Below are 12,740 nucleotides of genomic sequence, written 5' to 3'. Positions count from 1 at the left end.
TGATCGCCGTGTGCCATGAGGGGTTCCGTTGAACCAACCGGCTGCTTTAATGTTCGGAAATTGAGTCGACATCTTCATTCATCAGCCTTCGCCATTCGAGACAGGTGACACCTCTCATGCAAACACCCGCCCAACCCCGAACGTTATTGGCGACATGGTATGCCCAGGCTCAGAACAGCCCGCTGGTGAGTCTCGGATTCGCCGTCGTGATGCTGACCCTGCTGGGCCTGGGCGTCGCCAGTCTGTACAACGCATTCTTCGGCGTGAACAAGGTCAACCTGGAACACGCCATACTGGGCGGGCTGGGCGGCTTCGGTGCGACAGCGCTGGGCGCGATCATGGCCATCGCCTTTCGGGATATCGCGCAGCGCACCCAGGACATTATGCTGGGCTTTGCGGCCGGCATGATGCTGGCGGCCAGTTCGTTCTCGCTGATTCTGCCCGGCCTGGCCGCTGCCCGCGAAATCACCGGCACCGGCCCGCTCGCGGCGGCTACCGTGGTGACCGGGCTGGGTCTGGGCGTGCTGTTGATGTTGGGCCTGGACAGGTTCATTCCCCACGAACACGAAAGCGTCGGTCGTCAGGGTCCCCATTCGGAGCGCATAAACCGGGTCTGGCTGTTCGTTCTGGCGATCACCTTGCACAACCTTCCCGAGGGCATGGCGATCGGCGTCAGTTTCGCCAGTGGCGACATGAACGTGGGGTTGCCACTGACCACCGCCATTGCCATTCAGGACATTCCCGAAGGTCTGGCGATCGCCCTGGCACTGCGCGCTACCGGCCTGTCACCACTCAAGGCCATGCTGGTCGCCGTGGGTTCAGGCCTGATGGAGCCACTGGGTTCGATGATCGGGCTGGGTATTTCCAGCGGCTTCGCGATCGCCTATCCGCTCAGCCTGGGCCTGGCGGCCGGCGCGATGCTGTTCGTGGTGTCCCATGAAGTGATACCCGAGACGCATCGCAACGGCCACCAGACCTCCGCCACCCTGGGTGTCATGGGCGGCTTCGCGGTAATGATGTTTCTTGATACTGCGCTGGGCTAGTCGGCCGCGCGCAGACTCGCCAGCGCGGGGGCGGCATGAATGCCAACCTCGCCGGCCAGCTCCAGCACCCGCGCCTCGTCGTTGCCGTAGACGAGCACCGCTTGCAGCTCGTCGTCCAGCGGCTGGCTGAAGTTCATCAGCACATAGCCGCCCATTTCCTTGTTCATACTGCTCAGCTGGATCTGAATCCGGTTGAGCGCCACCCGCGGTTCGACCTTGGCCAGTTGCCGGGGCTTGATATTGAAGGGCACGTCCTTGCCGAAGGACTGCACGATCTGCTCGAACAATTCCATATAGGTGTCGGCCTGGAACAGCACGGTTTCGGGCAGGCTGCCCACTACTACCCACTCGCCAAGCGGAATCGGGAAAGTGTCGTCGTAATTGATGTCGGGGTTGGCGCTCAGAAAAACCGCGGGGTCGGCGTAGGCCTGCGCGGCCTCGTCAGCGATTCGCCTGATCTCCTCGTCGCCCATGCAACCCGAACTGATTTTGCTGATTAATTCAATGAGGTTGTCGATCATGAGGCGTTCCTGAGAGGGTGTTTACAAAATCGGCGAGCGAAGGCAAGACAAGGCGAAATCGGTCGAAAAAGCGGAGTTTACATGGAGTAAATGAGCATTTTGAGACCGATTTCAACGCCGTATTGCCGAGTGCAGCCATTTTGTAAACACCCTCTGAGCGGGGTAACAAAAAAGAGGCGCGAAGGATAACGTAAAAACCTTCGCGCCTCTATCAGTGCCGTCTCGGTGGTTTGCGGCAGTCGTCAGCCGGCCAGCCTGGCCAACTGCTCCATCGTTTCGACCGCGCCCATCGTCTGGGCGGCGCCCAACGCATTGAGGCCACGCGCATCGCGCGCCTGCGGATCGGCACCCTGTTCGAGCAGGTAATCGACGATAGCCGTGCGATTGAACATGGCAGCCATCATCAATGCCGTCCGGCCATCGGCGGACGCGCCATCGACCGGCGCCCCGCCTTCGATCAAGAGCCTGACCATGGCCAGATCGCCCTTGAACGCAGCCCCGGCAATCGGCATCTGGCCGTTGTCGTTGGCGATCTGCGGATCGGCGCCGTGCCTGAGCAACACCCGCACCGCGTCCTGATGACCGTGATAGCTGGCAAGCATCAGGAGCGTGTCGCCCTTGTGATTGCGCAGGTTGGCCGGCAGGCCTTTTTCCAGCAGACGATCCAGCATCCCGGCATCGCCTTGGCGCGCGACGTTCATCACCTGCTCGGCAAACTCTATGGCCTCGTCGTCCGTCATGGCGGCCGGTCCGTTGTTCGGGGTGTCGCTCATGTGTCACTCCTTGGGGCGTTCATCCTGAATCAGGAACAGCCTGTCGCGTTATCGATGACTGCCAGTCTTCCTGCCCGCCCGGCACGGGTCAAGCTATCCGCTCGATAGATTCCTGCCTAAGCGATTCGCACAGCTTCGACGCTCATACGACAACCGGCAAAATGCAGTGCACGCCACAGGGCTTCATGCAAATTGCACGACACTCCATTTTGACTGAATTTTTAAATCATTGATTTGTAAGGATTTTATTAGCAGCCGAAATTGGCACAGTCACTGCAATAGTCTCTGCACGCTTTTATCCCATTGAGCTATGGAGCCTTTGAGACATGACTTTCATCCAAGAAAAATTCGCTTCCGTCTTTTCCGACTACGAAGTCACCACCCAGGCCCGTCCGGACGGCGGCGTGCTGCTGTGCCTGCGTAACGATGAAGGCAAGCAGATCCGCCGCTCTGTCTCCTACGCTCAACTGCACACTCCGGTTCAGCTCGAATGGGTTATCAGCGCCATTCGCCGAGACCTCGCAGCCCAGGCCTGTGAACTGCCAGCCATTTCCATGCTGCAAAGCCAGCACCGCTTCGATCTGCCGACTTACCACACTCGTTAATGACCCCGGCCTGCCGCCAGTGTCGACCGTACCGCCCCGTAACCGGGGCGGTAGATGGATCTCCCCCGCTCTCTCCCTGCTAACCGCGATCGCTCTGTCGATTCGCGGTTCTTTTTTTCACCGAATCAGCCCTCGGCACAAGGCTTCTCCCACCGCTTGAGCACGATTGGCCACACCCAGTTTTCCGTAGATAGTCTTGAAGTGATACTTGATCGTCGACTCCGATACCTGTCGAATCAGAGCGATTTCCCAGGCGGTCTTGCCCTCCCGAGCCCACTGCAGAATCTCCAGCTCCCTGGCAGTCAGACTCCGGGAACGCAAAGGAGTGCCCCGGCCCACCAGATGCAATACCGGCATCAGACTGGTGATCAGATACCGATCCTGCGTCGTCAGCGTCCGTTGCAGCGCGTTGAGGGTACACACTGACGTCACGTCATGACTGCCGCGGCTCTGGCTGGTATAGCCATACGACAAGGCGGGCAACAGTCCACAGGACTCGACCATCGTTTCGTAGCCACAGGGAGGCGCGTATTGACGAAGCGCTTCACGCCAGTCGACGAATCCCATGTTGTTACGGTAGTAGCGAATGACAGGATCTTCCGACACCAGACGTTCGCGCTCGAAGTGCTCCTCCCAGCAATCGTCGACCCCGACTGTGACAAGGGTCAGCAATATCGAACCCCTGAACTGGTAGAACATGGCGCGCTGACTGTCGCATTCTCTCATCAGCCAGCGCAGGGCGTTTTCGATGGACACCCTGCCATCGACTTCCGTAAGACTGCTCACCATTTGCTGTATCAGTAAATCCATCGTTGCATTGAATGTTCTGGCACTGCACATCTGCCGCTCCTTCGCGACCCCGAACCGCTGTTGATCCGATGAGGGGGGGGGTCGACGGCGCAGAACTTACACGAATAATTTCGTTTAAATACATGCAATGAAACAAACAGGATTTACACACGAATAAACAGGCTGTTTCGCACTGAAGTCCGGGAAACTCCTTACAAATACAGGGCAACCGGAGGCAGAAATGTTTCGACCAGGGTCAGGCCAGGTCGTCCAGCCGCGCAAACCTCGATGCGAACCCGTCACTCGCCGACGCCAGTGACTGCGTTTGTAAGCCGCTGTACATCCGCAACGCACATAGCCGGGGACGTTCGCCACTGTCGAACCAGTGGCCCACTCCGCCGGGCACGGATACCAGGTCATGGCGTTCGCACAGGATGGCATATACGTAGTCGCCGACATGCAGACTCAACAGTCCCTGCCCGTCGACCATCCACAGGGTCTGCGGCACCGCGAGCGCCTGTTCCTGAAGGGGCGTGTCCGGCCCGGCCGCCCCGCTGCCGCCATCGGCGCTGATCACATCGAGCGCGTCATGGCCCGGCTCGGCCATCAGACGATCGATGTCACCGCGCAGTGTCTCGACCACGTCCTGCTCCGAAGCACCCGGCCTGACGGGCGCCGTGACCTGCAGACGGCTGACCCTGACGCCGTGATCGGCCAGGGTAGAAGCGATGTCCTCCCGGTTCGTGAGGATCTTGTCGGGTACTTGCGGGCTGGAAACGTGGTACACAAACAGGGTGCTCATGGCAGCCCTCCTCGACTGGGTTATTTGAGGATCGGATCGGCCTGCGCCGGCGTACGCGCGCCTGACAGGACCATGATGCAGGCAGCGGCCAGCGCCGCGATGCTGGCGATGGCAAAGGTCCAGCTAGCACCCAGCGCACTCCAGCTGTAGCCGGAATACAGCGCGCCCAGCGCGCCGCCGATACCGGACAGCGCGGCATACAGCGCCTGCCCCTGTCCCTGCTGCCTGGCGCCGAAACTGCGCTGCACGTAGTGAACGGCAGCCGCGTGGAAACTGCCGAAGGTCGCAGCGTGCATGGCCTGCACCAGCAACAGCACCGACAGTTGATCGGCGAACGCGCCCAGCAGTCCCCAGCGCAGGACCGCGAGCAGAAAGCTGGCGACCAGCACCTGACGCACGGAAAAGCGCTGCAAGACCTGGCTCATGACCATGAACATCAACACTTCGGCCACCACGCCCACCGCCCACAGCAGGCCAATCACGCCGCGACTGTAGCCCAGCGTTTCCAGGTACAGGGTCAGGAAGGTATAGAACGGCCCGTGGCTGAGGACCATGAGCGCCACGCTCAGGTAGAACGCCATCACACCTGGCCGGCGCAGCTGCGCGATGAACCCGCCCTGCCCGGGCACCGGCTCGGTGACCGGCGGTTGCGCGCTCGGTACCCAGCCACTGCTCAGGGTGATGCCAGCCATGATCGCGAGTACGACATAGGGAAAGAGGCTCAGGCCATACCGTTCGAACAGACTGCCCAGGGCGACCACCGCGAGGATGAAGCCGATCGATCCCCAGAGCCGGATCTGGCTGTAGCGGGAGGTCTGCTCCTTGAGATGCGCCAGGGTGATGACCTCGAACTGCGGCAGAATGGCGTGCCAGAAAAACGCATAGAGCGCCATGACCATCGCCAGCCAGCCATAGCTCTTGTCGACCAGAATCAGCGAGAACGCCAGCAAGGTGCAGACCGCGCCCAGTCTCACGATTGCCAGACGCCGACCGGTGTGATCACCCAGCCATCCCCACAGATTGGGGGCGACGCAACGCATCAGCATGGGAATCGCTACCAGCTCGCCGATACGCGCACTGGAAAATCCCAGGTAATGGAAGTACAGCGCCAGGTAAGGCGCCGATGCGCCCAACAGCGAGAAGTAGCACAGGTAAAAGCCGGACAGCCGCCAGTAAGGAAGCGGCCCGCTAGCGGAGCGCGCCACCCTCAGACACCAGCGTCAGCGGCGGCGCATGCTGACATCAGAGCTGGCCCAGCACGGGCGTCGCGACACGCACGTCGGCGTTCTGGCCACGGTGGCGCAGCAGGTGATCGAGCAATACGATCGCCATCATGGCTTCGGCGATTGGCGTGGCCCGAATGCCGACGCAAGGGTCATGACGGCCTTTGGTAATGACTTCGACGGGCTGCCCGTGAATGTCGATGGAACGACCCGGCGTGGTGATGCTGGAGGTCGGCTTGAGCGCCAGATGGGCAATGATCGGCTGGCCGGACGAGATGCCGCCCAGGATGCCGCCCGCCTGATTGGACAGGAAGCCCTCGGGGGTCAGTTCGTCACGGTGTTCGGTGCCACGCTGGGCCACGCAGTCGAAACCGGCGCCGATTTCCACGCCCTTGACCGCATTGATGCTCATCAGCGCATGGGCCAGCTCGGCGTCCAGCCGGTCGAAGATCGGCTCGCCGAGGCCTGGCATCACGCCTTCGGCGACCACGGTGATCTTCGCGCCAACCGAGTCCTGATCACGACGCAACTGGTCCATGTAGGCTTCCAGCTCTGGCACCTTGTCGGGGTCGGGGCAGAAAAAGGCATTCTGCTCGACGCAGTCCCAAGTCTTGAACGGGATCTGGATCGGCCCGAGCTGGCTCATGTAGCCGCGCACCACGATGCCCTGACTCGCCAGGTACTTCTTGGCGATGGCGCCGGCCGCCACGCGCATGGCCGTTTCCCGCGCCGAACTGCGACCGCCGCCGCGATAGTCGCGAATGCCGTATTTGTGGTGATAGGTGTAGTCGGCATGGGCCGGGCGGAACAGGTCCTGAATCGCCGAGTAATCCTTGGATTTCTGATCAGTATTGCGAATCAGCAGGCCGATGGGCGCGCCTGTGGTCTTGCCCTCGAACACGCCGGAGAGGATTTCGACTTCATCGGCCTCCTGACGCTGGGTGGTGTGCCGGCTGGTGCCCGGCTTGCGGCGATCCAGATCGCGCTGCAGGTCTTCGAGGGACAGTTCGACGCCCGGCGGGCAGCCATCGACGATAGCGACCAGCGCCGGGCCATGGCTTTCGCCGGCGGTGGTGACAGTGAACAGCTTGCCGAAAGTGTTGCCGGACATGCGGGCGCTCCGAAAAATCAGCTAAAGGACCAGATCGATCAAATCAGGCGCGCCAGTATACGCAGCCTCGCCGTGCAGTTCATCCTCGAACCTTCCCTGCGCGGCCGCGTCAAAGGCTCACCCGAACCAATGATGGCCTTGCGATGTTATCCGCTGCTTCCCCGCTCCGCTCTTTCAATGTGCTGCCCGCCTTGCTCCTGGCCTTCGGCCTGCTGGCCGGCACCGCCCGCGCCGATGCGCCCGGCGCCGTGCAGCGCCCGATCACCCTCGACACTGGCGAGGGACAATTGCACGGCACGCTGCTGCTCCCCAAATCCAGCCAGCCGGTCCCGGTAGTACTGCTGATCGCCGGCTCCGGCCCGACCGACCGCGACGGCAACAACCCCGAGGGTGGCCGCAACGATAACCTCAAGCGTCTGGCGGTGATTCTCGCCGAGCATAACATTGCGAGCGTGCGCTACGACAAACGCGGCGTCGCGGCGAGCAAGGCGGCCACCCCGGACGAGCGCGATCTCAGCGTCGAGCGTTATGTGGCCGACGCCGAGGCCTGGGCGCGCAAGCTGCGGGCCAACTCGCGCTTGAGCCAGCTGATCCTGCTCGGTCACAGCGAAGGCGCGCTGATCGCTTCGCTGGCGGCCGACAAGGCCAGGGCCGCCGCGGTGATTTCCGTCGCCGGCAGCGGACGCCCGGTGGATGCGGTGCTGCGCGAGCAGTTCCAGGAGCGTCTGCCGCCCGAATTGCTGCAGCGTGCCGACCACCTGCTCGACAGCCTGAAAGCCGGACGCACCGAGGCCGATGTACCGGAGCAACTGCAGGTGGTCTTCCGACCCAGCGTGCAGCCCTACCTGATCTCGCTGTTCCGCCAGGACCCGGCGGCGGCATTCGGACGCCTGAAGATGCCCGCCCTGATCCTTCAGGGCCGCAACGACATTCAGGTCGGTGTCGACGATGCCCTGCTGCTGCACAAAGCCCGGCCGGATGCGGAGCTGGCGTTGATCGAGGGCATGAATCATGTATTTCGCATCGTGCCCGTCGATCTCGAACAACAGATGCTTTCCTACCGCAACCCGACTGCGCCACTGGCCGATGAACTCAGCGACAGGATCGTGAAATTCATTAATGGGTTGCGTGATAGCTGATTGACGTCAAACAGGGTGAATTCCCTTAAGACTTGGCAGGTGCGGCCGATATGTCGGGTGCTGGCTCTGTGTCTGCTGCGCAGAGCCAAGGACAGGATCACCGCTAATGACCGACACCGCTACCATGACCGATACCGCCCAGGAAAGCGCCCAGGCTGAAGCCGCGATGCCGCTGCTGCCTTGGGAAGACGTACAGCCCGAGCATTTCCAGATGCTGCGCCTGGCGCCGCTGGCCACCGACCGCGCCACCGGAGGCCGGCCGCTGCGTTTCGTACAGTTCGGCCGCGCCGAACGCCACAGCAAGTCACTGAGCCTGCTGCGCATCAACATCCAGTTGCCCGGCCAGCGGGTTCGCAAGGAACAGAACACCCTGGACATCTGGGTCGATCACGACAAGCGCACCGTACGCTTCGGCCCCGAGTCGGGCCTGCAGATCGAACCCTGGAACCGGGGCATCGGCCGCTTCCTCATTGCCCACGCCGTGCACTGGGCGCAGAAGAAATGGTCTTCCTACAAGATCGAAAGCGTCCCGCTGGCCAGCAAGGACGGACTCAACGAAGACACCCGGCTGCGTCGTGACCACTTCCTGCGCACCTTGGGCTTCGAGGTGGCGTACGCCGATGCCCAGCACATGAAAGGCAGCATCAAGGATGTGCACGTCGGCAATCTGCACAGCACCTGGAACAACGACAAGGTGCAGATCGTGGAGATCCTCGAAGCCTCGCACATGCTGGAAAAGGCCGAGCAGAATCTGATCGAGCAGGAAGTGACGATTCGCAAGCATGAAGACCGGGTCAACAAGTACAAGCGTGAAGACAGCGGGCTGCGCTTCACGATCGCCTGTCTGGTGACCTTCGCGGTGTTTCAGGCGGGTCTGCTGATCTGGATCGCGACCCACCGCTGAGGATTCATGGCAACGGGGCCATCAATTGCCCCGCATCCACGACGGCGTATCAGACCCGCGAGGCGAACAGCGCCTGGTGTTCACGGCACTGTTCGGCCGTCAGCATGAACACGCCGTGGCCGCCGCGCTGGAAGTCCAGCCAGGCGAAATCGACCTCGGGGTACAGTGCCTGGACATGCACCTGGCTATTGCCGACTTCGACGATCAGCAGGCCTTTCTCGGTCAGGTGATCCGCTGCTTCACTCAACATGCGACGCACCAGATTCAGCCCGTCGCTGCCGCAGGCCAGTGCCAGTTCCGGCTCGTGCTGGTACTCGTCCGGCATGTCGGCGAAATCTTCGGCGTCCACGTAGGGCGGGTTGGAAACGATCAGGTCGAAGCGCTGACCCGGAAGGCCGTCGAAGCCATCGCCCTGCACGGTGTAGACGCGCTCTTCAAGACCGTGACGCTCGATATTCTGATTGGCGACTTCCAGCGCGTCGTAGGACAGGTCGGCCAGGACCACTTCGGCTTCGCGGAATTCGTCGGCGCAGGCGATGCCGATGCAGCCCGAACCGGTGCACAGATCCAGGATGCGGGCCGGATCGGCGCCCAGCCAGGGTGCGAAACGGTCCTGGATCAGTTCGGCGATCGGCGAGCGCGGAATCAGTACCCGGTCATCGACGATGAACGACAGACCGCAGAACCACGCCTCGCCCAGCAGGTAAGGCGTCGGCACCCGCTCATCGATACGGCGCTTGATCAGGCGCTGCAACTCGGCGATTTCGTCGACTTCCAGGCGGCAGTCGAGATAGCTATCGGCGATTTCCCAGGGCAGATGCAGCGCGCCCAACACCAGTTGCCGGGCGTCGTCCCAGGCGTTGTCGGTGCCATGTCCGAAAAACACGTCCTCCTCGTGAAACCGGCTGACGGCCCAACGAATGTGGTCGCGCACGGTGCGCAGGCGGGAAGTGATCATGGGAAACAGACTCCTTGGGAAACGGCCGGTTGGCGTGGAAGTGTCCAACATTCGTGTCCCGTCATCAAGGCAAACCGCCAGCAGCCAGGACCTGCGCCTGCCCTACAGGCCACGAAAATCGCGGCCTGCGATTCTTGCCATTCACAGATTGGCTCAGCCAGAGGACAATGGCGCAAAAGCCCCATCCCGAGGAGCACCCGGATGTCCCCCATCAAGACCATGTTTCAACTCAGCGGCCGCGTCCACGCGCCGGCCAGTCTGAGCAATGCCACGTTGATCATCATCGACGCCCAGAAAGAATACCTCAGCGGCCCGCTGGCGCTGACCGGCATCGATGAAGCGCTGGCCAACATCGGTCTTCTGGTCGCCAGGGCACGCGCCGTCAAATGCCCGATCGTGCACGTGCGTCATCTGGGGACCGTGGGCGGACTGTTCGACCCTCAGGGCGAACGCGGCCAGCTGGTACCGGAGCTGGTTCCCCAAGGCGACGAGCATCTGGTGGAAAAGCGCCTGCCCAACGCCTTCAATGGCACCGGACTGCATGAACTGCTGCAGAGCCTGGGGCATCTGGACCTGATCGTGTGCGGTTTCATGAGCCATTCGAGCATCAGCACCACGGTCCGCGCCACCAAGGACTACGGCTACCGCTGCACGCTGGTCGACGACGCCTGCGCCACCCGCGACCTGCCCAGCCCTCAGGGCGTGGTCAGCGCACAGGTCGTGCACCGCACCGAAATGGCAATCATGGCCGACAACTTCGCTACCCTGGCGCTGACCCAGGACCTGATCTGACACTGTCCCGGCCGGAATGCGCCGGGATCACGCGACCGCGCCCTCGCCGCCCATCCACTGCACCGGCGGCGAGCCGGCTGGCCGGGAACCACCTCTGCCGCTTCTGGTCAGACCGCCGATATGCTGTCAATTTCTGTCTGACGATGCCTGAAGGAGATAGCTGGATGAAAATATCCGACGGTTTCGACGCTCGCCGCCTGCGGCCCAAGGGTAGGCGCAATTGGGGCATGCGGATCATGATCCTCCTTGCCGCCTTGCTGGCGGTATTTGGCGTGCTGCTGATGCTGGCCGGCATTTCCGGGCTCATCGGTCATCCCCAGGCGCTCGGCGACCTGGATGCCAGCCCGGGCGGCGCGGCGGCGATCGCCGTCGCCGGTCTGTTCGTGCTCTATCTGGGTATCGCGTTGTGGCGTCGCTGCCGCCGGCGCCGTCGTCAGGCCCACGGCTTGAGCATGTCGGCCCACCTGATGAAAAAACACGACTGAACCGCCCTCGTCTGCGGTTAAACTGACCTCCTTCGCGGAGGCCCCATGCAAGACGACGATTTTTCCCTGTTCAGAAACGAGACGCGTGGCATCAAGCCGCTCAAGCACGAGCATGCCGATGTCGGCAAACCGAAGGCCGACCGCAAGCTGCTTGCCAGACTGCGTCAGTCGGCCACGGTACGCACCGATTCGGTGACGGTGGACGGGCTGTCGGATCAATTCGTGATCGACGTAGGTCCGGAAGATGTCCTGCAATGGAGCCGTGACGGTGTGCAGGAAGGCCAGATGCGCAAGCTCAAGCTCGGCCAGATCGCTTTCGAGGGCAGCCTTGACCTGCACGGCATGACTGTCGAGCTGGCGCGGGAAACACTCTGGGAATTTCTCGCCGAAGCCACCCGACTGGAGGTCCGCTGCGTGCGGGTGACCCACGGCAAGGCGGTGCGTCTTGACGGCAAGCGGCCGATGATCAAAAGCCACGTCAACACCTGGCTGCGCCAGCACCCGCAGGTATTGGGTTTCTGCTCATGCCAGGCCCGGCACGGCGGCGCCGGCGCGCTTTACGTGTTGCTCAGGCGCAACATGATGGAAGGCCGCGACGAGTAGCTGCGGCCGCCGATCTCAACGAGGTCCGCCGCCTCCCGGGCCAAAACCGCCAGGACCGCCGCCTTCATGATGGCCGCCACCGCCGCCATGTCCGCCTCCGTGGCCGCCCGGCCCCGGTCCCCAGAACGGCCAGCAGCCCGACATGGCGGACAGTACCGCAGCCAACAGTGCAATTTTGCAAACTCGATTCAACATCCGGGTAAACGCTCCAACGTACAGTAGATAACCGCCGCATCTGACCTTGACCGGAGTCGAAAGTGGGTATCGGACTGGTCGTTCGTTGGTAAGCAGCTCGATACAAAGCATTTGCAACGAGGATTTGCTCGTCCGCCATACACCTCGGGCCATGCCTGGGCTACTATGTGCGCCTCGGCGAGGGCCTGGCCTTCGCGTTCATCGAAACCCACACGGAAACACAGCCCTGTGACACTGGAACAGAATTACACCGCGATATTGGGTCAACTGGGCGAAGACGTTTCGCGCGAAGGTCTGCGCGACACTCCCAAGCGTGCCGCCAAGGCCATGCAGTACCTGTGTCGCGGCTACGAGCAGACCCTCGAAGAAGTGACCAATGGCGCGCTGTTCAGCTCCGATGCGAGCGAAATGGTGATGGTCAAGAACATCGAGCTGTATTCGCTGTGCGAGCACCATTTGCTGCCGTTCATTGGCAAGGCGCACGTCGCCTATATTCCCAACGGCAAAGTGCTGGGTCTGTCCAAGGTCGCCCGTATCGTGGACATGTATGCCCGTCGCCTGCAGATCCAGGAAAACCTCAGCCGCCAGATCGCCGAAGCCATTCAGCAGGTCACCGGCGCGCTGGGCGTTGCGGTCGTCATCGAGGCGCAGCATATGTGCATGATGATGCGCGGCGTCGAGAAGCAGAATTCGGCCATGATCACTTCGGTCATGCTGGGCGAGTTCCGCGCCAACGCTGCCACACGCAGCGAATTTCTCAGCCTCATCAAGTGATCCCAGAAACCGCGCGGCCCTGA

General features: G+C 62.1%; 15 protein-coding genes. 8 read left to right on the top strand and 7 right to left on the bottom strand.

Annotated elements, in window-relative coordinates; all coding sequences use genetic code 11:
- Positions 1-116: 116 nt before the first annotated feature.
- Positions 117-1,043 carry a ZIP family metal transporter gene (locus TRP66_RS16490; protein ID WP_333404653.1) on the top strand — a complete coding sequence of 309 codons (927 nt, stop codon included), beginning with the start codon at positions 117-119 and terminating at the stop codon, positions 1,041-1,043.
- On the opposite strand, the gene TRP66_RS16485 is transcribed toward TRP66_RS16490, so the two are convergent.
- Positions 1,040-1,564 (bottom strand): hypothetical protein, encoded by a 525-nt coding sequence (locus tag TRP66_RS16485; RefSeq protein ID WP_333404651.1) that lies wholly within the window; start codon positions 1,562-1,564, stop codon positions 1,040-1,042. The genes TRP66_RS16490 and TRP66_RS16485 overlap by 4 nt on opposite strands.
- A gap of 242 nt (positions 1,565-1,806) precedes the next feature.
- On the bottom strand, positions 1,807-2,337 hold the full coding sequence (locus tag TRP66_RS16480; protein ID WP_333404649.1) for an ankyrin repeat domain-containing protein: 531 nt from the start codon (positions 2,335-2,337) through the stop codon (positions 1,807-1,809).
- 326 nt (positions 2,338-2,663) lie between these two features.
- Between TRP66_RS16480 and TRP66_RS16475 the strand changes: the two genes are divergently transcribed.
- Complete coding sequence (locus TRP66_RS16475; RefSeq protein ID WP_333404647.1) at positions 2,664-2,942, top strand: DUF3509 domain-containing protein; 279 nt, start codon at positions 2,664-2,666, stop codon at positions 2,940-2,942.
- Positions 2,943-3,059: 117 nt separating this feature from the next.
- Here the strand turns inward: TRP66_RS16475 and TRP66_RS16470 are convergent, their stop codons facing one another.
- From TRP66_RS16470 to aroC, 4 genes are all read right to left on the bottom strand, one after another.
- Positions 3,060-3,782: a helix-turn-helix transcriptional regulator gene (locus TRP66_RS16470; RefSeq protein WP_333404645.1), complete on the bottom strand. Its 723-nt coding sequence runs from the start codon at positions 3,780-3,782 to the stop codon at positions 3,060-3,062.
- 205 nt (positions 3,783-3,987) lie between these two features.
- On the bottom strand, positions 3,988-4,533 hold the full coding sequence (locus tag TRP66_RS16465; RefSeq protein ID WP_333404643.1) for an acireductone dioxygenase: 546 nt from the start codon (positions 4,531-4,533) through the stop codon (positions 3,988-3,990).
- Positions 4,534-4,553: 20 nt separating this feature from the next.
- Positions 4,554-5,738, bottom strand: coding sequence for an MFS transporter (locus tag TRP66_RS16460; protein WP_333404641.1), 1,185 nt, complete (start codon positions 5,736-5,738; stop codon positions 4,554-4,556).
- A 37-nt stretch (positions 5,739-5,775) separates the two neighbouring features.
- Positions 5,776-6,867: a chorismate synthase gene (aroC, locus tag TRP66_RS16455; RefSeq protein WP_333404639.1), complete on the bottom strand. Its 1,092-nt coding sequence runs from the start codon at positions 6,865-6,867 to the stop codon at positions 5,776-5,778.
- Positions 6,868-7,010: 143 nt separating this feature from the next.
- Between aroC and TRP66_RS16450 the strand changes: the two genes are divergently transcribed.
- Positions 7,011-8,006: an alpha/beta hydrolase gene (locus TRP66_RS16450; RefSeq protein WP_333404636.1), complete on the top strand. Its 996-nt coding sequence runs from the start codon at positions 7,011-7,013 to the stop codon at positions 8,004-8,006.
- Between the two features lie 106 nt (positions 8,007-8,112).
- Positions 8,113-8,910, top strand: a complete 798-nt coding sequence (locus TRP66_RS16445; protein ID WP_333404634.1) for a hypothetical protein — start codon at positions 8,113-8,115, stop codon at positions 8,908-8,910.
- Between the two features lie 49 nt (positions 8,911-8,959).
- On the opposite strand, the gene prmB is transcribed toward TRP66_RS16445, so the two are convergent.
- Positions 8,960-9,868 carry a 50S ribosomal protein L3 N(5)-glutamine methyltransferase gene (prmB, locus tag TRP66_RS16440; RefSeq protein ID WP_333404632.1) on the bottom strand — a complete coding sequence of 303 codons (909 nt, stop codon included), beginning with the start codon at positions 9,866-9,868 and terminating at the stop codon, positions 8,960-8,962.
- Positions 9,869-10,069: 201 nt separating this feature from the next.
- Between prmB and TRP66_RS16435 the strand changes: the two genes are divergently transcribed.
- From TRP66_RS16435 to folE, 4 genes are all read left to right on the top strand, one after another.
- Entirely contained in the window at positions 10,070-10,660 is a 591-nt protein-coding gene (locus TRP66_RS16435; RefSeq protein WP_333404630.1) for a cysteine hydrolase family protein, read from the top strand.
- Between the two features lie 164 nt (positions 10,661-10,824).
- Complete coding sequence (locus TRP66_RS16430) at positions 10,825-11,145, top strand: hypothetical protein (RefSeq protein ID WP_333404628.1); 321 nt, start codon at positions 10,825-10,827, stop codon at positions 11,143-11,145.
- A 45-nt stretch (positions 11,146-11,190) separates the two neighbouring features.
- On the top strand, positions 11,191-11,748 hold the full coding sequence (locus TRP66_RS16425; RefSeq protein WP_333404626.1) for a Smr/MutS family protein: 558 nt from the start codon (positions 11,191-11,193) through the stop codon (positions 11,746-11,748).
- Between the two features lie 423 nt (positions 11,749-12,171).
- Positions 12,172-12,717: a GTP cyclohydrolase I FolE gene (gene folE / locus TRP66_RS16420; protein ID WP_333404624.1), complete on the top strand. Its 546-nt coding sequence runs from the start codon at positions 12,172-12,174 to the stop codon at positions 12,715-12,717.
- The last annotated feature ends 23 nt before the right edge of the window (positions 12,718-12,740 follow it).

This window comes from Pseudomonas sp. JDS28PS106 (genome assembly GCF_036706555.1).
Lineage (GTDB): Bacteria > Pseudomonadota > Gammaproteobacteria > Pseudomonadales > Pseudomonadaceae > Aquipseudomonas.
Note: the sequence above shows the minus strand (reverse complement) of the source record. Positions and strands in the feature narration are given on the sequence as shown.